This window comes from Aquabacterium humicola (genome assembly GCF_030167915.1).
In the GTDB taxonomy this organism is placed as follows: domain Bacteria; phylum Pseudomonadota; class Gammaproteobacteria; order Burkholderiales; family Burkholderiaceae_C; genus Pseudaquabacterium; species Pseudaquabacterium humicola.
Window position 1 is genome coordinate 73376 of sequence record NZ_JARGNB010000006.1, and the last position, 19930, is coordinate 93305.

Sequence of the window (19930 nt, forward strand, 5' to 3'; positions counted from 1 at the left end):
CGTGACGGATTGCGCGCGAGCGCCGCCGGGACGCCCGGCGCCTGCTGACAACGCGGTGTCAGCAGGCGCCGGCGGTGCGCTTCCCCCCTCGCTGCAGGGTCGGGGGCGCTGCATAGAATGCCCCGCTCCGCCTCCTCGAGCCCGTCCCGAGCCCCCATGAACGGCGCCGACCTGCCCCCCGATTCCCTCCGCCACGGCGCCGGCCTGATCCGCATCCGCGGCGCCCGCCAGCACAACCTGAAGAACCTCGACCTCGACATCCGCACCGGCGAGATGACGGTGGTCACCGGGCCGTCCGGCTCGGGCAAGTCGAGCCTGGTCTTCGACACGCTGTACGCCGAGGGCCAGCGCCGCTACGTCGAGACCTTCAGCGCCTACGCGCGCCAGTTCCTCGACCGCATGGACCGGCCGGCGGTCGACAAGGTCGACGGCGTGCCGCCGGCGATCGCCATCGACCAGACCAACCCGGTGCGCACCTCGCGCTCGACGGTCGGCACGATGACCGAGCTGAACGACCACCTGAAGCTGCTGTTCGCACGCGCGGCGGAGCTCTTCGACCGCCAGACGGCGCAGCGGGTGCGCCACGACTCGCCGGAGACGATCTACGCGGACCTGGTCGCGCGGGCGGCCGCGGCGGGCGACCCCCGGGTCGTGATCACCTTCCCGGTCGAGCTGCCCGAAAGCGTGACGCCGGCCGAGGTCGAGCAGTGGCTGTCGGCGTCGGGCTTCACCCGGGTGCAGGCCGAGCGCATCGTCGAGCATCGCAAGCTGCTCGACGTCGTCGCCGACCGCTTCCGCATCGCGGGCACCGAGAAGGCGCGGGTGGTCGAGGCGATCGAGCTGTCGCTGCGGCGCGGCAGCGGCCGCGTCAATGTCTACGCCTTCACGAACGGGGCCGATGAAGCCGCTGATTTGTGGCGTTATTCCACCGGCTTGCACTGCCCCGACAGCGACCTGCGTTATGCCGATCCGCAGCCGGCGCTGTTCAGCTTCAACTCCGCCTTCGGCGCCTGCGAAGCCTGCCGCGGCTTCGGCCGGGTGATCGGCGTCGACTTCGGCCTGGTGATCCCCGACCATCGCAAGACGCTGCGCGCCGGTGCGATCAAGCCGCTGCAGACGCCGGCCTGGAAGGAGTGCCAGGACGACCTGATCAAGTACGCCGGCGAGGCCGGCATCCCGCGCGACACCGCGTGGAGCCAGCTGACCAAGGCGCAGCAGGACTGGGTGATCGAGGGCTCGCCGCACTGGAACGGCAACTGGAACAAGCAGTGGTACGGCGTGCGCCGCTTCTTCGGCTACCTGGAGAGCAAGGCGTACAAGATGCACATCCGCGTGCTCCTGTCGAAGTACCGCAGCTACACGCCCTGCGACACCTGCGGCGGCGCGCGGCTGAAGACCGAGGCGCTGCTGTGGCGCCTGGGCGCGAAGGCCGATGCCGATGGCGTGATGGCGTCGGGCCGGCGCTTCCTGCCCAAGGGCGTGACCTGGTCGCGCGCGCAGCTCGAGGCCTTGTCGGGCCTGTGCCTGCACGACCTGATGCTGCTGCCGATCGAGCGCCTGCGCCGCTTCTTCGACGGCCTGACCTTGCCGAGCACGATGCTCGACGAAGCGCTGAAACTCCTGCTCGACGAGGTGCGCACGCGGCTGAAGTACCTCTGCGACGTGGGCCTCGGCTACCTGACGCTCGATCGCCAGAGCCGCACGCTGTCCGGCGGCGAGGTGCAGCGCATCAACCTGACCACCGCGCTCGGCACCTCGCTGGTCAATACGATGTTCGTGCTCGACGAACCGTCGATCGGCCTGCACCCGCGCGACATGAACCGCATCGTCGAGGCGATGCACCGCCTGCGCGATGCCGGCAATACGCTGGTGGTCGTCGAGCACGACCCGGCGGTGATGCTGGCCGCCGACCGGCTGATCGACATGGGGCCCGGCCCCGGCGAACGCGGCGGGCAGATCGTCTTCGACGGTCCGCCCGAAGCCGCGCGCCACGCCGACACGCTGACCGGCGCCTACCTCGGCGCGCGCAAGCACGTGGGCATCGGCATCCGGCGCTTCGTCAACGAAGCGACGCCGAAGCTGATCCTCGAAGGCGCGCGCGAGCACAACCTGAAGGACCTGCACGTCGAGTTCCCGCTGCAGCGGCTGACGGTGGTCACCGGCGTCTCCGGCTCCGGCAAGAGCACGCTGGTGCAGGACGTGCTGGTGCCGGCGCTGCTGCGCCACTTCGGCAAGCCGACCGAAGGCGCCGGCGAGCACGACCGGCTGCTCGGCGCCGACTGGCTCGCCGACACGGTGTTCGTCGACCAGAGCCCGATCGGCAAGACCGCGCGCTCGAACCCCGTGTCCTATGTCGGCGCGTTCGACGAGATCCGCAAGCTGTTCGCGCAGGCACCGCTGGCGATCGAGCGCAACTACGGCGCCGGCATGTTCAGCTTCAACGCCGGCGACGGCCGCTGCGCGACCTGCGGCGGCTCGGGCTTCGAGCACGTCGAGATGCAGTTCCTGTCCGACGTCTACCTGCGCTGCCCGGATTGCGACGGCAAGCGTTTCCGCGCCGAGCTGCTCGAAGTCAAGCTGACGCGCGGCCACTACCGGCTGTCGGTGGCCGACGTGCTGGAACTCACCGTCGCCGAGGCCTGCATCGTCTTCAGTGGCGACCCGCAGGTGGTCGCGCGGCTGCAGCCGATCGTCGACGTCGGCCTGGACTACGTGCGGCTCGGCCAGCCGGTGCCGACCTTGTCCGGCGGCGAGGCGCAGCGCCTCAAGCTGGCGGGGTTCCTCGCCGAGGCCGCGAGCGGGCCGAAGCAGCCGGCGGCGAAGAAGGGCACGCTGTTCCTGTTCGACGAGCCGACCACCGGCCTGCACTTCGACGACATCGCGAAGCTGATGCGCTCGCTGCGCAAGCTGCTGGAGGCCGGGCATTCGCTGATCGTCATCGAGCACAACCTCGATGTGATCCGCTCGGCCGACTGGATCATCGACCTCGGGCCGGAAGGCGGCGATGCCGGTGGTGAGATCGTCTGTGCCGGCACGCCGGAGGACGTGAAGAAACACGCCGCGTCGCACACCGGTCGCGCGCTGCGCGAGTACGAAGCGGCGCTGGGCATCGGCGAGCACCGGGTCGAAGAGGGCCGGCCGCTGCAGCTGATCGCGAAGGCGAAGCGCGACGCGCGCAAGGTGATCGACGAGTCGATCCGCATCGTCAACGCGAAGGAGCACAACCTCCAATCGCTGAACGTCGACATCCCGCGCGGCAAGTTCAGCGTGATCACCGGCGTCTCGGGCTCGGGCAAGAGCACGCTGGCCTTCGACATCCTGTTCAACGAGGGCCAGCGCCGCTACCTCGAGTCGCTGAACGCCTACGCGCGCAGCATCGTGCAGCCGGCGGGCCGGCCCGAGGTCGACGCTGTGTACGGCATTCCGCCGACGGTGGCGATCGAGCAGCGGCTGTCGCGCGGCGGCCGCAAGAGCACGGTGGCGACGACGACCGAGGTCTGGCACTTCCTGCGCCTGCTGTGGGTCAAGCTGGGCGCGCAGTACTGCGTCAACGACGGCGCCGAGGTGCGGCCGCAGAGCATCGAGAGCATCGCGGCGCAGATCCTGCGCGACTACAAGGGCCAGCATGTGGGTCTGCTCGCGCCGCTGGTGGTCAACCGCAAGGGCGTCTACACCGACCTGGCGAAATGGGCCAAGGCGCGGGGCCACTCGCACCTGCGTGTCGACGGCGAGTTCCTGAAGGTCGACCCGTGGCCGCGCATCGACCGCTTCAAGGAGCACACGATCGAGCTGCCGGTCGGCGACCTGATCGTCAACGCCGACGACGAGGGCGCCCTGCGCGAAATGCTGGCCAAGACGCTGGAACTGGGCAAGGGCGTGCTGCACCTCCTGGCGCCGCTGGACGGGCTGGCCGGCGCGATGGCCACCGGCGGCGCCACCGGCCGCATCGGCGCGCTGAAGGTCTTCTCGACCAAGCGCGCCTGCCCGCAGTGCGGCACGAGTTATCCCGAGCTCGACCCGCGCATGTTCTCGTACAACAGCAAGCACGGCTGGTGCACCACCTGCGTCGGCACCGGGCTGACCTTGACGCGCGAGCAGCGCAAGGCCTACGACGACTCGGTGCGCTCGGACGACGACAAGGGCCGCGAGCAGAGCTTCCCTTCGGAGGAGATCGAGCCCGAGGGCCTGGGCGGCGAACCCTGCCCGGACTGCGCGGGCACGCGGCTGAACCCGGTGTCGCGCTCGATCCGCTTCGACGACCAGGCGATCACGACGGTCGCGCAATGGTCGGTCGGCGAAGCGCGGCAGTGGGTCGAGGCGCTGGAACCTTCGGGCCGCCTGAACAAGCGCGACCTGGCGATCGCGCGCGACGTGATCGTCGAGATCCGAAACCGGCTCGAGTTCCTCGAGGAGGTGGGCCTGGGCTACCTGACGCTGGACCGCGCGGCGCCCACCCTCTCCGGCGGCGAGGCGCAGCGCATCCGGCTGGCCGCGCAACTGGGCAGCAATCTGCAGGGTGTCTGCTATGTGCTCGACGAGCCGACGATCGGCCTGCATCCACGCGACAACGGCATCCTGCTGAAGGCGCTCGGCCGGCTGTCGGAGCAGGGCAATACGCTGGTCGTCGTCGAGCATGACGAGGACACGATCCGCCGCGCCGACCACATCATCGACATCGGTCCCGGCGCCGGCAAGCGCGGCGGCCGGCTGATCGCGCAGGGCCGCACCGCCGATCTCGCGAAGCACGCCGATTCACTGACCGGCCGCTTCCTCGCGAACCCGTTGAAGCATCCGTTGCAGTCGCGGCGCGTGGTGAACCTCGCGACCTTCCAGCTCGCGCTGGAGGGCGCGCACCTGCACAACCTGAAGCAGATCGGCGTGCAGGTGCCGCTGCAGCGGCTGGTCGCGGTGACCGGCGTCTCCGGCTCCGGCAAGAGCACGCTGGCGCGCGACGTGCTGCTGGCCAACGTGCAGACGGCGGTGCAGCTGAAGGCGACCAAGGCCGGGCGCGAATCGCTGGCCAAGGGGCTGGCGCTGGTGGGCTGCACGGGCCTCGCGGGCTACGAGCCGATCGACCGCGTGCTCGAGGTCGACCAGACGCCGATCGGCAAGACGCCGCGCTCCTGCCCGGCGACCTACATCGGCTTCTGGGACAACATCCGCAGGCTCTTCACCGAGACCCTCGAAGCCAAGGCGCGGGGTTACGCCGCCGCGCGATTCAGCTTCAACACCGGCGACGGCCGCTGCGCCGCCTGCGAAGGCCAGGGCGTGCGCACGATCGAGATGAGCTTCCTGCCCGACGTGAAGGTGCCCTGCGACCAGTGTCACGGCATGCGCTTCAACCCGGAGACGCTGGCGGTCAGCTGGCGGGGCAAGAGCATCGGCGAGGTGCTGCAGATGGAGGTCGACGAGGCGGTCGAGTTCTTCGCGTCGATGCCGTCGATCGCGCACCCGCTGAAGCTGCTGCAGGACGTCGGTCTCGGCTACCTGACGCTGGGCCAGCCGTCGCCGACCTTGTCCGGCGGCGAGGCGCAGCGCATCAAGCTGGTCACCGAGTTGAGCAAGGTGCGCGACGACATCACGCGGCGCGGCCAGAAGCCGCCGCACACGCTGTACGTGCTCGACGAGCCGACGGTCGGCCTGCACATGGCCGATGTCGAGAAGCTGATCCGCGTGCTGCACCGGCTGGTCGACGGCGGCCACAGCGTGGTCGTCATCGAGCACGACCTCGACGTCATCGCCGAGGCCGACTGGGTGCTGGACCTGGGGCCCGAGGGCGGCGGTGCCGGTGGCACCATCGTCGCGGCCGGGCCGCCAGAGCTGCTGGTCGAACGGCGCACGCACACCGGCGAGGCGTTGAGGCCGGTGCTGCAACGCTGAGCGCGGTGCCCGGCGCGGTTCGTCAGACGTCGAGCTCGTAGACCTCGGCCGCCGCCCGCGCGGCCGGCGTGCTGCCGGCGAGCGCCTTGTCCCACTCGGGCGCGGTGGCGCTGCGCGTCGGTGCGAGGCCGGTGGTCATCACCGCGATCTCCTCGGTGCCGGCGTCGAACTCGGCGACACGCAGGCGCGCGGCGGTGAAGAGCATCGCGGTCTGCGCACCGTCGCTGTCGATGATCACGAGGTAGCGCGCGGGCGCTTGCATGCGGCAGTCTCCGGGGACATCGGTCCTGCCGAGTGTGCCGCAAAGCGCCGGGCCGCGACCGGCGCGCCGCTCACATCAGCAGCATCGAGCCCGGTGCCAGCGTCGGCTCGGCGCCTTCCTGTGCGGCGCGCGACAGGTCGGCATTCAGGCCCATCAGGCTGATCGCCCGGTTCTGCATCGTCGCCGCGTCGTCGTGGTCGCCGCAGCGCTCCAGCACGTCGCTGATGCGCAGCAGCACCTTCACCTCCCACTGGGCGTCGCTGGTCTGGCCGGCCAAGCCGGCCGCCTCGAAGGCATGGTCGCGGGCGCGTTCGAGCGCGGCGCGCAGCACTTGTCGGTCCTCCTCGCCGGCGGCCTGTTCCGATTCGGCGATCGCGCAAGCCACTTCGGCGAGCTCGCAGACGAGGTCGACGCGGGCATCGAGGCCGGGCACCAGCGTGCTCCAGCGCAGCGCCTGCGTGAGGTAGTCCTCGGCGGGGATGAAGGCACCGAGCGCCTTCAGGCAGCGCGCCACCTGCGCCAGCGCGTTGCTCAGGTCGGCCGGGCGGCCGCGCAGCTCGGCGAGGTCGAGGGCCTTCATCGCCAGCGTCAGCGCCTGGCGCGCGAAGCCTTCGGGCAGGCCGCGCTCGGCGCGGTCCATCAGGGCGGCGTGGGGGCGATGGTCGGGCTGCATGGGTGAGATGCTAGGCACGGCGTGCGCGCTTGCCTTCCCCGCGAGCCCGGGGGACGACGGGCCGTCGATCGTGACCGGTTTCACGAACGGCGGCGACGAGCCGCCACGTGCGGCTCAGCCGCGCTGAAGCGGCATCGGCGCGCTGGCGAAGGGCGTCGGCGCCGAAGCCAGCGCCATGTCGACGTCCTGCCGGTTGACCATCAGCCGCGCCTGCGCGCGGGCCTGCAGCGACAGGCGCTGCATCTCCATCGCGTGGTAGGCCTCGAAGTGGTTCAGCGCCGGCTCGAAGCGGCCGAGCGCCTTGTACGACTGGTGCAGCGCGCGGTGTACGCGCATGCGGGTGTTGGCATGGTCGTTCTGGCGCAGCGCCTCGAGCGACGCATGCAGTTCGATCAGCGCGTCGTCGTGCCGGCCCTGCAGCATGCGCAGCTCGCCCAGGTTGTAGCGGGTGCGCAGCTCGACGGCCTTGTAGCCGCGATCGCGCGCGACGCTCAGCGTCTGCAGCAGCAGCGCCTCGCCGAGGTCGAACTCGCCGAGCAGCGACAGGATCTCGCCCAGGTTGCCGCGCACGACGCACTGCCGGTAGGCATCGGCGGCGCGGTCCACCAGCTGCAGCACGGCTTCCGCATGCGCGCGGCCGCGTCGCAGGAAGGCATGCGCGCTGGCGTTCTCGCCGCGCTGCGTCAGCAGGTGGTAGGCGCCGATGCCGGTGGCTGCCAGGTTGTTCAGCGCCATCGTCTCGGCCGGTTCGTCGCCGAGGGCGCGCGCCTGCTGCAGCGCGCTGAGCAGGTACTGCTCGCCCCGCTCGGGGTCGCCCAGGCGTTCGTGGCAGATGCCGAGCCGGTTCAGCGCCTCGACCTCGCGCGTGGCCAGGCCGTGGCGGCGCGACAGGTCGAACGCCGCGGCGGCATGGCGCAGCGCTTCTTCATGCAGGCCGAGCTCGGTGAACGCGGTGGCGATCAGGCAGTGGGTCTCGCAGGCCGGGCCGGGATCGCCGAGCTGCTGCCACAGCACCAGCGCACGGCGCGCGGTCAGCGCAGCGTCCTCGAAGAGACCCAGGCGCCACTGGTGGGTGGCCAGCAGGTGGAAGGCACGCGCCAGGTCGGCGGGCGGCAGCGCGGCGGCCTGCGCGCGTTCGATGGCCAGCTGCGCCTCCTCGGCGCCTTGCGCATGTCGTCCTTCGGCCAGCGCCCGCGCCGAGGCCTGCAGCCGGTTCGAGAACTCGGCATCCGCGGTGGGGGAGGAGGGCGCGGCAGTGTCGGTCATCGGTCAGGGCCGAGCGCGATGACACTCATTGTGGCCCTGCGGCGCGGTGGGCGCCACGGCGGGCGCCTGCGGGTCAACCCGCGCCTTGGCGGCCCGGCCTCAGGACGGCACGGCTGGCCAGGTGGCGCAGCCGCCAGCCGAGCAGCAGCGCGACGATCACCGCGTAGACCGACCACTCGGCGAAGTCGTTCTTGCCGGCGCGCATCCAGAAGAAGTGCAGCAGGCCCAGCAGCACGATGGCGTAGACCAGCTTGTGCAGCGCCTTCCATCGCGCCGCGCCCAGCGCCTTGATCGCGCGGTTGAACGAGGTGGCGGCCAGCGGCGCCATCAGCAGCAACGCCAGCGTGCCGACCAGCACGAAGGGCCGCTTCGGGATGTCGCGCACGATGTCCTCGAGCACCAGGCCCATGTCCAGCCAGGCATAGCAGAGGAAGTGCAGCACGCCGTAGAAGAACGCGAACAGCCCCAGCATGCGGCGCAGCCGCGCCAGCGCGCTCCAGCCGGTCAGCTCGCGCAGCGGCGTGACCGCCAGCGTCAGGCACAGCAGGCGCAGCACCCAGTCGCCGGTGCCACGGATCAGCGCCTCGGCCGGGTTCGCACCCAGCGTGTCGAGGATCGCGCCGGCCAGCAGCTGCACGAAGGGCCCCAGCGCCAGCACGAACAGCGCCGGCTTGGTGGCCGGGTGCAGCAGCAGCTTGTTCACGCGACCGACCGGATCAGTAGTTCTTCGCCAGGTCCAGCCCGGCGTAGAGCTGGCCGACCTGCGGCTCGTAGCCGTTGAACATCAAGGTCGGCCGCTTCTTGGCGAAGATGCCGCCGGCCTCGCCGATGCGCCGCTCGGTGGCCTGGCTCCAGCGCGGGTGGTCGACCTTCGGGTTGACGTTCGAATAGAAGCCGTATTCCTGCGCCGCCGCCTTGACCCACGCGGTGCGCGGCTGCTTCTCGACGAAGCGGATCTTGACGATCGACTTTGCGCTCTTGAAGCCGTATTTCCAGGGCACCACCAGCCGCACGGGTGCGCCGTTCTGGTTCGGCAGCACCTCGCCGTACATGCCGAAGGACAGCAAGGTCAGCGGCTGCATCGCCTCGTCCAGGCGCAGGCCTTCGACATACGGCCAGTCGAGCACGCGCGAGCCGACGTAGGGCATGGTCTTCGGATCGGCCAGCGTTACGAACTCGACGAACTTCGCGTTGCCGGTCGGCTCGGCCTGCCGGATCAGCTCGGACAAGGAGTAGCCGACCCACGGGATCACCATCGACCAACCTTCGACGCAGCGCAGGCGGTAGATGCGCTCTTCCATCGGGGCGAGCTTCAGCAGCTCGTCGATGTCCCAGGTCTTCGGCTTCTTCACCTCGCCCTCGATCGCGACGGTCCACGGCCGTGTCTTCAGCGTGTGGGCATTGCGCGCGGGGTCGGATTTGTCGGTGCCGAACTCGTAGAAGTTGTTGTAGGTGGTGGCGTCGTTGTAGGCTGTCGGCGCGTCCATCGCCATCGCACCGGCGACGCTGCTGCGCGCACCGGCGAGCTTCGGACCCTTGCCCTGCGCATGCGCCGGGCCGCTGCCGAGTGCGGCGGGGCCGCCGACGGCCATCGCGGCGCCGGCCAGCAACCAGTCGCGGCGGCGCAGGTAGCTCTCGCGCGGGGTGATCTCGGACGGATGCGGATGGATGAATCCGCGGTCTTGCGGCAGCAACAGCATGGTGCTCGGGCTCCTGGTTGAACCGTCAGTCGGGGTGGGAGCGCCAAGCCTTACGCCGAGTTCACTCCGGCGTGCCGAGAATCACAACTCGCCGTACGAATGCAGGCCAGACAGGAACATGTTGACACCGAGGAAGGCGAAGCTCGTGACCAGCAGGCCGGCCAGTGCCCACCAGGCCGACATTGCGCCGCGCAGGCCCTTCATCAGGCGCATGTGCAGCCAGGCCGCGTAGTTCAGCCAGACGATCAGCGCCCAGGTTTCCTTCGGGTCCCAGCTCCAGTAGCCGCCCCAGGCCTCGGCGGCCCAGAAGGCGCCGAGGATGGTGGCGATCGTGAAGAACGCGAAGCCGACCGCGATGGACTTGTACATCACGTCGTCGAGCACCTCGGGCGCCGGCAGCTTGGCGGCGATGCGCCGGCGCGCGGCGAGGATGCCGCCGACGATCAGCAGTGCGACGCCGAAATACACCGCCCAGTAGCTCGACAGCCCGGCGATCGCGTTCTTGCGGAAGACCACCGGCTGCAGGCACAGCACCACGCCGACCAGCGCCAGCGGCGCCAGCTTCCACCAGTTCGTCTCGCCCGCCGAGCGCTGCACCAGGTAGGCGAAGGCCACCATCGCGGCCAGCGAGAAGGTGCCGTAGCCGATGAAGTTCGCCGGCACGTGCAGCTTCATCCACCAGCTCTGCAGCGCCGGCACGAGCGGCTGGATCTGGTGCGCGTCGCGCGCGACCGTGTACCAGAGCAGGAAGCCGACCGCCGCAGACACCACCAGCATCACGAAGGCGCCGAGCGCGCGCGTCTTGTAGTGCTGCTCGTAGTACAGGTAGAACACCGCCGTCAGCCAGCAGAACAGCACGAAGACCTCGTAGAGGTTGCTGACGGGGATGTGGCCGATGTCCGGGCCGATCTGGTGGCTTTCGTACCAGCGCACCAGCGTGCCGACCATCGCCATGAAGACGCCGGCCCACGCGAGCAGCGAGCCGACCTTCTGCGCGGTGTTGTCGTCGGCCTTCACCAGCAGCCCGATCCAGTACAGCACGGTGCTCATGAAAAACAGCACGCCCATCCACAGGATCGCGCTCTGGCTGGACAGGAAGTACTTCAGCAGGAAGACGTTCTCGGCCTGCGCGAGGTCGGCGCCGAAGCTGTCCGCGGCCCGGCCGTAGAGCGCGATCGCCAGCAGCGCCGCGGCGCCGACACCGACCGCCAGCGCGCGCATCGAGCGCCAGAACCAGCCCACGGCGATCAGCGCCGGCACGCTGCCGACGAGGATCGCCTGTTCGTAGCCGTCCATCGAGGCCTGGTAGCGGCGGAACGCGTAGATCGCGCCGGCAACGATGGCCAGCGCGAACAGCCAGTCGGCGAGATCGCGCCGGGCCAGGAAGCCCGGGCGGCCGATGGCGATGGTCTGCGTCGTCGCGGCGGAAGGGGTCGTCGTGGTGTTCATGTCGCTGCCTGGTCGGTCGCGTGGCGGGCTTGATCAGGGCGCCGTGCATCGTGCAGCAGCGCGGTCTTCAGGGTCTCGAACTCGGCGTCGGCGTCCAGCGTGCGCCGCGTCGTCGACAGCGCCGCGCGCACGCGCGTGCCGCCGGCCGGGTCCGGTTGGAGCCAGATCCACAGCCGGCGTTCCCGGATGTACAGCATCGCGAACACGCCGATGATCAGCAATGCCGCGCCGAGGTAGACGAGCTTCTGCCCCGGCGCGCGCGCGACCTGGAACACGCTGGCCTGCACCTGCTTGAAGTCGGCCAGCTGCAGCAGCACCGGCGCCGGGTAGAACACCGCGTCGGACAGCGACAGCACGGCCTGCTGCATGAAGCGCGCGGTGGCGTCGTCGGCCGCCAGGGCCTTGAGCCCGGCGCGTTCGCGCGACAGGTTGGCCAGCTCGAACAGGCAGCCGTTGAGGATGCGCAGCATCACCTCGGAAATGCGCGGCCGCTCGGCCTCGGGCACCGTGGACTCGATGAATTGCGCCAGCGCGTTCAGGCCGCCGGACGGGCCGGACGACGCGGCGGCGGACGGCGGGGTGCCGCCGGCGAAGAGCTGCAGCACGCGCTGCGCGGTGATGAACAGCTGCTCGGCCATCTCCGGCTTGTCGGTGGGTGTGGCGAGCGCGACGTAGCGCTTCGCGGCCTGCTCGCGCAGCGCCGGGTCGGCCAGCGCCGCCTTCAGGCGCATCCAGCCGTCGATGCTGCCTTGCTCGTCGGCCGGCATGCGCAGGTAGCGGAAGGGCTCGTTCGGCGTGTCGCGCACGCCGGCGAGGAACAGCGTCTGGCCGTCCAGCTGCACCGGCAGCATGTAGTTGTTGTACTCGCGCGCCTGGCCGCTGGCGTCGCGCAGCTTGTAGCTGAACGACGGGCCGACGTTGCGGAGGGACTTGTCCTTCGGCGCCTTCGCGCCCGAGCCCAGGTGTTTGTCCAGCGAGCCGACGAGGTCGACCTTGCGCACGTCGGTCGCGCCGGTCTCGGCGGCGCCGGCGCTGTTGCCGTCGAGGTTCTCGACGTTGATCACGCGAAGGCCGGTGAACTCGACCGTCAGCTTCTGGTCACCGTTGGTCAGGGCCGTCGAGCTGCCGACGGTGGATTCGATGGCGAAGCGCTGGCCACCGGCGTTCATCGGCAGCGCCTGCAGCTTCAGCTGCGAGCCGCCGTCGTCGAAGCTGCTCTGGTAGATCGCGATGCCGCGGTGGATCGCCGGCTCGTTGACCTTCACCGCCGCTTCGGTGCGCGTGCCGTCGATGCGGTCGTGGATCACGATGTCGCTGGCGAACAGCTTCGGCATGCCGGTGTCGTAGAAGTCGACCTTGAACTTCTTCAGCTCGACATCGAAGGGCAGGTCCTGCAGCACGATGCCGTCGGACATGCTCAGCACGGCGACGCCGGCGCGCGTGCCCTCGGACACCAGCAGGTTGCCGCGGAAGGTCGGGTTGCGCTCGGACAGGCGGTGCTTCTCGGCCACGTCGCGGATCAGCCCGCCGCCGGCGTAGGTGGTCTTGCCGAGCGCGGCCATCTGCAGCCGCACGATCAGATCGCCGTCGAGCAGGCCGCCGATGCAGATCAGCACGATCGCCGAATGCGCCGCGAGGTAGCCGATCTTGTTGGCCATGCCCTTGCGCGCGGCGACCATCGTGCCGCCCTCGCGCAGTTGCGCCTTCGCCTGCCAGCCATGTGATGAAAGCAGCGCCGACGCGCGCTGCAGCGCGGCCTCGGGCGCCAGCGCCAGCGTGCCGTGCGCGCGGTGGTGGAAGGCCATCAGCGCGCTCTCGCGCACCGATTCCTTGTAGCTCTTCAGCTCGGCGACGATCTTCGGCGTATTGCGCGCGATGCACAGGCTGGTGGAGATCACCAGGAAGCCGAGGATCAGCAGGAACCACGGCGTGCTGTAGATCGCGTACAGCCCGACCGAACCGAACACCTCGGCCCAGTACGGCCCGAACTGGTTGACGTAGTTGTTGTAGGGCTGGTTCTGCTGGACGACCGTGCCGATGATCGAGGCGATGCAGATCAGCACGAACAGCGCGATCGCAAAGCGCATCGACGACACCAGCTCGTAGGTGTCGCGCAGGCGGTGCGAGGCGGCGTGCGGCGGCAGGCCGGCGGGGACGGAGGACATCAGCGCCCGCCCGGCCGCCCGAAGGGCGCTGAGCCCCCCGGGGTCCCGAAGGGGATCCTTCGGATCCTTGGGGGAGCGAACAAAGTGAGCAGGGGGTCGACCATGGGGCGGATTATCCGGTCGAGGGGTCCGGAAACGACGAAGGCCGGTCAGTGACCGGCCTTCGTGACGGGGGAAGCAGCAGCGAGCGCGCGCGATCAGCGCAGGCCGGCCATGTAGTCGGCGACGGCGCGGATCTCGCGGTCGCTCATCTTCTGCGCGACCTGCTGCATCTGCGGCGAGTTGCCGCGCTTGCCGTCGCGGAAGGCGATCAGCTGCGCTTCGGTGTAATCGGCATGCTGGCCGCCCAGGCGCGGGTACTGCGCGGGGATGCCGGCGCCGGTCGGGCTGTGGCAGCCGGCGCAGGCCGGCACGTGCTTGTCGGCGATGCCGCCGCGGTAGATCTTCTCGCCCAGCGACACCAGCTGCTTGTTGCGCGCGAAGCCGGGCTTGCTGTCCTTGCTGCCGTAGAACGCGGCGACGTTCTTCACGTCGGCTTCCGACAGCGGCGCGGCCATGCCCTGCATCACCGGGTTCAGGCGCTTGCCTTCCTTGAACTCCATCAGCTGCTTGGCCAGGTAGGCCGGGTGCTGGCCGGCGATGATCGGGTTCGCCGGTGTGCCGCGCGAGCCGTCGGCGGTGTGGCAGGCGGCGCAGACCTGCTTCGAGATCGCCTCGCCCTTGGCGAGGTCCGGCTTGGCCGCTGCGGCGGGGGCGTCGGCGGCAAACGCAGGCGCGGCCAGCGCGGCCAGCAGCGTCACGGAGAGCAGCGACTTCATGACGGTCGGGGCGTGCAGCGACTTCATGTCGGAATGGACCTTGGCTTGGTGTGCGGGAAGCAAAACCGGGCGATTTTACAATGCTCCATGACCTCCCCCGACCGCGCCGCCCCGGCGCCCGCCGCGCCCCCCGCGGTCAGCCCCGAAGAACGCACGGCCCTGGCCTGGACGCAGAGCGCCCGTTTCCTCACCACCGCCAGCAAGCTCGACCAGTTGCCGCCGCCCGGCCTGCCGGAAATCGCGTTCGTCGGCCGCAGCAATGCCGGCAAGTCGACGGCCATCAATACGCTGGCGCAGCAGCGCCGCCTGGCCTTCGCCTCGAAGACGCCGGGCCGCACGCAGCACATCAACCTGTTCCAGCTCGGCCCCGCCGAAGCACCGGATGCACTGTGGGCCGACCTGCCGGGCTACGGCTACGCCGCGGTGGCGCGCGACGCCAAGCTGCGCTGGCAGCAGGTGATGGCCGACTACCTCGCGCACCGCCATGCGCTGGCCGGCGTCGTGCTGATGGTCGATGCCCGCCACGGCTTCACGACGCTCGACCGGCAGCTGCTCGGCTTCGTCGGCGAGCGTGTCGGCAACGGCGAGGTCAAGCTGCTGGTGCTGCTGACCAAGGCCGACAAGCTCAGCCGCAACGAGGCGGCGAAAGCGCTGATGCAGGCGCAGAAGGTGCTGGCCGAGCTGGCGAGCGACGACGCCGACATCGGCATCACGCTGTTCTCGGCACTTACGCGACAGGGCCTGGGCGACGCGGCCTGTACGCTGCGCGCATGGACCAGCCCGCCCGCTTCGAATCCCCAGCCGACGCCGGAATCGACACCTTCGACCTGACGCTGCCGCACGGCATCACGCTGTCGTGCCGCGGCGCGGGCGCGGCCGACGCACCGCAGCGCGTCGTGCTGCTGCACGGCTTTCCCGAGGCCGCGTTCGTCTGGGACGAGGTGATGGCCGCGCTCGGCGGCGCCGCGGTGCGTTGCGTCGCCCCCAACCTGCGCGGCTACGAGCGTTCGAGCGCGCCCGAAGGCATCGAGGCCTATCGTGCAAAGCACCTGGTGGCGGACCTGGTGGCGCTGATCGAGGCGATCGGCGCGCCGATCGACGTGCTGGTCGCGCACGACTGGGGCGGCGCGGTCGGCTGGAACCTGGCGGCGCTGCGGCCGGACCTGGTGAAGCAGCTGGTGGTCATCAACTCGCCGCACCCGGGCACTTTCCTGCGTGAGCTGCGCGACAACCCGGCGCAGCAGGCGGCCAGCGACTACATGAGCTGGCTCGTGCGCCCCGATGCGGCGGTGCTGCTGGCGCAGGACGATTTCGCGCGGCTGTTCGCGACGCTCGACCGCTTCGGCCGCGCCGACTGGCTGACGCCGGCGCTGCGCGAGCGCTACCGCGCCGTGTGGTCCTGCGGGCTCGAGGGCCCGCTGAACTACTACCGCGTGTCGCCGCTGCGGCCGCCGACCGCCGGCGATCGTTCGATCGACTCGCTGCAGCTGCCCGATTCGGTGCTGAAGGTCGCGCTGCCGACGCGCGTGCTGTGGGGCGACGCCGATGCCGCGCTGTTGCCGGTGCTGCTGCAGGGGCTGTCGCAATGGGTGCCCGACCTCTCGGTGCGGCACGTGCCCGACGCCACGCACTGGATCGTGCACGAGCGGCCGGCGCTGGTGATCGAGACGATCGCCGACGCGCTGCGCGACGCCCGCGCCGCCTGAAGGCACCGCCGCCCGTCAGGGCCGGCCGATGAACAGCACGACGCCTGGCACGCCGCGCGGCGCCCAGGTGAAGCCCAGATAGAGCGGGCCGATGCCGGTGTCGGCGCCGACGAACAGGCTCATGCCGCTGCGCAAGGAACCGATCGACATGGCGCGGTGGTCCGCCCAGGCGTTGCCCAGCTCGAGCGAGCCGCCGACGAAAAAGCCGCGCGTCAAGGTCGGGGCCTGGTTCAGGCGCCGGTACCAGGTCAGCCGCAGCAGCAGCACGTCGTTGCCGCTCAACTGGCCGCTCTGGTAGCCCGACAGCTGGTGGAAGCCGCCGAGCGAATAGCGCTGGATGCTGTCGCCACGGCGCTGGCCCGCCATCAGCAGCGTGCCGTGCAGGTTCACCGTGTGCGAGCCGCGGCTGGTGGCGCCGGTGGCGTGCAGCTCCAGCCGCGTGAAGTCGCCGCGCAGGTCGCCGGTGCGGCGACCCCAGGCGAGCTCGCCGTCGAGGCGGTAGCCGGACGACGGGAAGCTGGCGTAGTCGAGCTGGTCGATCACGACGCGGGCGCGCGGGCCGTTCTCGGCCAGGTGCAGGCGCTGCGTCGGCCCCTGGAACCCGGCACCGATGACGATGGGCACCGCGCGCAGGCCCAACGTCGACCAGCCCAGGCGCAGCTCGCCGAACTCGCCCCACGGCTGGCCAAGGTCGATACCACCGACGAAGAGATCGCGGCGGAAGACCGCGTCCTCGTCGCCGGTGTCGGCGGCGTAGATCGGCTGGCGCCGCCGCTCGACGCCGGCATACGCCGCGGCGAACCAGTCGTCGGCCCGCGACGAGGTCCACAGCAGCGGGTGATAGATCTCGGTGAAGACGCCGGGCGACTCACCGATCTGCACGCGGTTGCGCCACTCGGTGCCGTTCTTCGTCAGCCAGTGGCGGTTGTGGCTGAGCTTCAGCGTGAAGGCGCTGCGGCCGCGGAAGTCGGTCGACAGGTCGAGGCCGGCGCGCAGGTAGTTCGGTCCCCAGGCCTTGTCCTCGAGGTCGAATACCAGGCCGTCGCCGGCCGCTTCGCGCACCAACTGGTAGTCGGCGCGCACGTAGTCGCCGCCGCCGGCGAGGCGCTTGGCGTCGAGCTCGGCCCGCGCCGCGTCGAAGACCTGGCCCGGTTTCGACTCGAGCATCGCCTGCAGGCGCTCGGGGTTGGTCTGCGTCGTGCCCTCGATGCGCACGAAGGCCAGGCGGGTCGGTGCGAGCGAACGGGCGGCATGGCCGGCGCGCCACGCGGCATATGCGGGTGGTTCGAGCGCCAGGCCGGTCAGCCGGTCGCTGCGGCCGCGCGCGCCGGCGTCACCCAGCGCGATCAGCTGCCGCACCTGCGCGAAGTCCGACGAGCTCAGCGTGCCGAGCGATGGCGCGATCAGCACGTCCTGGGCCTTCAGCGTCGCCAGGCTGCGCTGCACGTTCTGCTCGGTCAGGATGTTGATCATCTGCTGCGTCAGCCCGAGGGCGGACCCGAAGGTCTCGCGGCCGGCCAGCGGCGTGCCGATGTTGACGACAATGACGATGTCGGCGCCGAGTGCGCGCACGACGTCGACCGGCGTGTTGTTGACGAGGCCGCCGTCGCCGAGGATGCGGCCGTCGACATCGGTGGGCGCGAAGACGCCGGGCACGCTCATGCTCGAGCGCAACGCCAGCGCGAGGTCGCCCCGATCGAGGATCACCGCCGCGCCGGTTTCCATGTCGGTGGCCACCGCGCGGAAGGGGATCGGCAACTCGTCGAAGGTCGCCGCGTGGCTCACCGGCAGCGTGTAGCGGCGCAGCAGCGATTCGAGTCCGCGGCTCGAGACGGCACCCTGCGGCGTGCGCAGTTCGCCATCGCGCAGGCCGAGCTCGATCAGCGGCGAGATCTCGAAGTCCTCTTCCTTGCGCCGCTGCGACAAGTGGCGGCGTTCGATGCGGGGCGAGAACACCTCGTCCCAGCGAACCTGCATCAGTTCGCGCTCGAGCTCGGCGGCGCGCATGCCGCTGGCGTACAGGCCGCCGACGATCGCGCCCATCGACGTGCCGGCGATGACGTCGACCGGCACCTGCATCTCCTCCAGCACCTTCAGCACGCCGACGTGCGCCAGGCCGCGCGCGCCGCCGCCGGACAGCACGAGGCCGATCTTCGGGCGCTGGCTGTCGGCCTTCGGCGTGGCGGCCGCCGCGTTGGTCTGGGCCGGTGCGTCGGCCGGAACAACAGCCAGGACGGCGAATGTCGCCACCGCCAGCAGCCCGGCGCGCAACATCCGCGCGCCGAGCATCAGCGCGCGATGGGCGGCATCGAGCGCAGCATGCGGTCGGCCGCAGTGCGCACCAGCGAACGCGGCCGCACCGGCAGCGCCAGCTGCGCTGCGGCCAGGCGTTCGACCGCGCGCAGGCGCAGCGCCCAGTGGCGCGTCGTCGCGGCATCGCGCAGCAGCCAGGTCTCGCCGCTGCGGTCGGTCCACAGCAACTGCATCAGGCGCCAGTCGCCCTGCAGGTAGGCGCGCAGGTGCTCGCCGGGCAACAGCACCACCGGCTGGATGGCGTTGGCCGGCGTGATCGTCGCGTCGTCGGGCAGCAGCTCGGCGGGCACGGTGTCCATCGTCTCGATGTCCAGCGTCTGCTCGGCCGGATCGGCAGTCTGCTGCAGGCTGCTGATCTCGGGTTGCGCGACCAGCAGCGCACGCTCGAAGCTGTGGCGCTCGTACGCGGTGATGCGCTCGAGCGCCCATTGGAAGCGCGCGACATCGGCGGCGCCATCGGCGACCAGGTGGTCCACCAGCTGGCGGGCGAACTGCAGCCAGCGCTCGAGCTCGATCGCGTGCGCGGTCGAGATGCAAAAGGCCAGCCGGTCCATGAAGCGCCAGACCGGGTGGTCGTAGTCGTCGAGCATCGAGGCGTCCTGAACCGCGAGGCGCAGCGCGGTCGGATGCAGCCGCAGCAGCAGCGCGAGGCAGGGGGGCGGCAGCGAGCGGTCGGACTGGATCGCGTCGAACAGGCGCGACAACAGGTCGATCAGCTGGTGGTCGATGCGTGGGCCGGCGGCATGGGATGGCAGCGGCGGCACGCCGCCCAGCGGCATCGGCAGGCTGTCGCGGATCTCCTGCAGGCTGACGTCCACCTGGGCGGCCGCCGTCTCATGGTGCATCGGGCCGCCGCGGGTGGCGGGCGATACGACGATCGTGCGGTAGACGGCCGGCTCGATGCCCTGATCCTCGAGGCGGCTGCAGGCGGCGGCGTAGCCCTGGCGCAAGGTCTTTGCCAGCGCGTCGGCGGCATCGTGCAGCAGCGCAGCCTGGCCGCCGCGGCTCATCGGCAAGGTCTGCGCGCCCTGCCACAGCGCACGCACGTAAGCTTCCGGGCGGAAAGGGTTGGTGTCCTTCGACACGTTGAAGTCACCGACCAGCGCGGACGTGAAGGCCTGCAGCTCGCGAAGCTCGAACTCCGCCATCGACTTGATGCGCTCGATCGCGCGCGAGACCTCGATGTCGGCGGCCACCTCGTCTTCGTCGATCAACGACAACTCGAGCTTTTGGGGTGCCGCGGGGCCCCCGGCCCCCGGCACGGCGGCGGCAGGCCCGCGATGCGCCGATACCTGCTGGCGCAATGCGCGCACCGCCTCGGACACGAGATCGCCGCGGTGGCTCTGAAGTACCCGGGGCGCATCGATGCCGTGGCGCAGGCCGTGGCCGATCGCCTTGCGCCACATCTCGAGCACGGCGTCGACGACCTGGTCGAAAAGCAGAGGCGCACGCAGCATCTCGTCATCGACGAAATCCTGCAGGGTGGGACGGCGGTTCGACTGCATTGGCTGTTGGCAGATTATGCGTCTGGCGTCGAAGCGACCCGGCGACACCCAGAACAGGGGTGTCGGGCGCGCTTACAGACCACGCTGAAACCGCTGGATACGATCTTCTAAGTCATTGATGAAAAAAGAGTTTTAGACAATGGCACACAGGTTGCTTTTTGTTGGCCGGGATTGGGGCCACCCAGGCTCCGCA

14 protein-coding genes are annotated in these 19930 nt (G+C 70.3%); 4 read left to right on the forward strand and 10 right to left on the reverse strand.

Translation table 11 applies throughout. The features are described from left to right. Positions 1 to 156: 156 nt before the first annotated feature. Entirely contained in the window at positions 157 to 5880 is a 5724-nt protein-coding gene (gene uvrA, locus P1K89_RS23510; RefSeq protein WP_284618971.1) for an excinuclease ABC subunit UvrA, read from the forward strand. A 22-nt stretch (positions 5881 to 5902) separates the two neighbouring features. Here uvrA and P1K89_RS23515 read toward each other — a convergent pair whose 3' ends face one another. The 8 genes from P1K89_RS23515 to P1K89_RS23550 all read right to left on the reverse strand — a co-directional run bounded on the left by P1K89_RS23515 (position 5903) and on the right by P1K89_RS23550 (position 14213). Further along, positions 5903 to 6142, reverse strand: coding sequence for a hypothetical protein (locus P1K89_RS23515; RefSeq protein ID WP_284618972.1), 240 nt, complete (start codon positions 6140 to 6142; stop codon positions 5903 to 5905). 70 nt (positions 6143 to 6212) lie between these two features. Continuing rightward, on the reverse strand, positions 6213 to 6815 hold the full coding sequence (locus P1K89_RS23520) for a hypothetical protein (protein WP_284618973.1): 603 nt from the start codon (positions 6813 to 6815) through the stop codon (positions 6213 to 6215). Between the two features lie 114 nt (positions 6816 to 6929). Beyond that, on the reverse strand, positions 6930 to 8081 hold the full coding sequence (locus P1K89_RS23525) for a hypothetical protein (RefSeq protein WP_284618974.1): 1152 nt from the start codon (positions 8079 to 8081) through the stop codon (positions 6930 to 6932). Between the two features lie 73 nt (positions 8082 to 8154). After that, positions 8155 to 8784, reverse strand: coding sequence for a protein-methionine-sulfoxide reductase heme-binding subunit MsrQ (msrQ, locus tag P1K89_RS23530; RefSeq protein ID WP_284618975.1), 630 nt, complete (start codon positions 8782 to 8784; stop codon positions 8155 to 8157). Positions 8785 to 8797: 13 nt separating this feature from the next. Further along, complete coding sequence (gene msrP, locus P1K89_RS23535; RefSeq protein WP_284618976.1) at positions 8798 to 9781, reverse strand: protein-methionine-sulfoxide reductase catalytic subunit MsrP; 984 nt, start codon at positions 9779 to 9781, stop codon at positions 8798 to 8800. Between the two features lie 81 nt (positions 9782 to 9862). Continuing rightward, complete coding sequence (gene ccsB, locus P1K89_RS23540) at positions 9863 to 11230, reverse strand: c-type cytochrome biogenesis protein CcsB (protein WP_284618977.1); 1368 nt, start codon at positions 11228 to 11230, stop codon at positions 9863 to 9865. After that, complete coding sequence (locus P1K89_RS23545) at positions 11227 to 13395, reverse strand: cytochrome c biogenesis protein ResB (protein WP_439898027.1); 2169 nt, start codon at positions 13393 to 13395, stop codon at positions 11227 to 11229. Before P1K89_RS23545 ends, ccsB begins: the two co-directional genes overlap by 4 nt. Before the next feature lie 197 nt (positions 13396 to 13592). Continuing rightward, positions 13593 to 14213, reverse strand: coding sequence for a c-type cytochrome (locus P1K89_RS23550; protein ID WP_284619272.1), 621 nt, complete (start codon positions 14211 to 14213; stop codon positions 13593 to 13595). A gap of 87 nt (positions 14214 to 14300) precedes the next feature. Here P1K89_RS23550 and yihA point away from each other — a divergent pair, with 87 nt between their 5' ends. Both yihA and P1K89_RS23560 read left to right on the forward strand, forming a co-directional pair. After that, positions 14301 to 15044: a ribosome biogenesis GTP-binding protein YihA/YsxC gene (yihA, locus tag P1K89_RS23555; RefSeq protein WP_284618978.1), complete on the forward strand. Its 744-nt coding sequence runs from the start codon at positions 14301 to 14303 to the stop codon at positions 15042 to 15044. Then, positions 14984 to 15919 carry an alpha/beta fold hydrolase gene (locus tag P1K89_RS23560; RefSeq protein ID WP_284618979.1) on the forward strand — a complete coding sequence of 312 codons (936 nt, stop codon included), beginning with the start codon at positions 14984 to 14986 and terminating at the stop codon, positions 15917 to 15919. Before yihA ends, P1K89_RS23560 begins: the two co-directional genes overlap by 61 nt. A 15-nt stretch (positions 15920 to 15934) precedes the next feature. Here the strand turns inward: P1K89_RS23560 and P1K89_RS23565 are convergent, their stop codons facing one another. Both P1K89_RS23565 and P1K89_RS23570 read right to left on the reverse strand, forming a co-directional pair. Beyond that, entirely contained in the window at positions 15935 to 18208 is a 2274-nt protein-coding gene (locus P1K89_RS23565; protein WP_284618980.1) for a patatin-like phospholipase family protein, read from the reverse strand. Continuing rightward, positions 18208 to 19623 carry a DUF1631 family protein gene (locus P1K89_RS23570; protein WP_284619273.1) on the reverse strand — a complete coding sequence of 472 codons (1416 nt, stop codon included), beginning with the start codon at positions 19621 to 19623 and terminating at the stop codon, positions 18208 to 18210. Before P1K89_RS23570 ends, P1K89_RS23565 begins: the two co-directional genes overlap by 1 nt. On the opposite strand from P1K89_RS23570, the gene P1K89_RS23575 reads away from it, so the two are divergent. Continuing rightward, complete coding sequence (locus tag P1K89_RS23575) at positions 19513 to 19848, forward strand: hypothetical protein (protein ID WP_284619284.1); 336 nt, start codon at positions 19513 to 19515, stop codon at positions 19846 to 19848. The two genes, P1K89_RS23570 and P1K89_RS23575, sit on opposite strands and share 111 nt — an antisense overlap. Positions 19849 to 19930 lie beyond the last annotated feature (82 nt).

Excerpts from the sequence above, each read along its gene's own strand:
- uvrA (WP_284618971.1), top strand. The coding sequence starts at position 157 with ATGAACGGCGCCGACCTGCCCCCCGATTCCCTCCGCCACGGCGCCGGC.
- P1K89_RS23515 (WP_284618972.1), bottom strand. The coding sequence starts at position 6,142 with ATGCAAGCGCCCGCGCGCTACCTCGTGATCATCGACAGCGACGGTGCG.
- P1K89_RS23520 (WP_284618973.1), bottom strand. The coding sequence starts at position 6,815 with ATGCAGCCCGACCATCGCCCCCACGCCGCCCTGATGGACCGCGCCGAG.
- P1K89_RS23525 (WP_284618974.1), bottom strand. The coding sequence starts at position 8,081 with ATGACCGACACTGCCGCGCCCTCCTCCCCCACCGCGGATGCCGAGTTC.
- msrP (WP_284618976.1), bottom strand. The coding sequence starts at position 9,781 with ATGCTGTTGCTGCCGCAAGACCGCGGATTCATCCATCCGCATCCGTCC.
- ccsB (WP_284618977.1), bottom strand. The coding sequence starts at position 11,230 with ATGAACACCACGACGACCCCTTCCGCCGCGACGACGCAGACCATCGCC.
- P1K89_RS23545 (WP_439898027.1), bottom strand. The coding sequence starts at position 13,395 with ATGTCCTCCGTCCCCGCCGGCCTGCCGCCGCACGCCGCCTCGCACCGC.
- P1K89_RS23550 (WP_284619272.1), bottom strand. The coding sequence starts at position 14,213 with ATGAAGTCGCTGCTCTCCGTGACGCTGCTGGCCGCGCTGGCCGCGCCT.
- yihA (WP_284618978.1), top strand. The coding sequence starts at position 14,301 with ATGACCTCCCCCGACCGCGCCGCCCCGGCGCCCGCCGCGCCCCCCGCG.
- P1K89_RS23560 (WP_284618979.1), top strand. The coding sequence starts at position 14,984 with ATGGACCAGCCCGCCCGCTTCGAATCCCCAGCCGACGCCGGAATCGAC.
- P1K89_RS23565 (WP_284618980.1), bottom strand. The coding sequence starts at position 18,208 with ATGCTCGGCGCGCGGATGTTGCGCGCCGGGCTGCTGGCGGTGGCGACA.
- P1K89_RS23575 (WP_284619284.1), top strand. The coding sequence starts at position 19,513 with ATGCGCCGATACCTGCTGGCGCAATGCGCGCACCGCCTCGGACACGAG.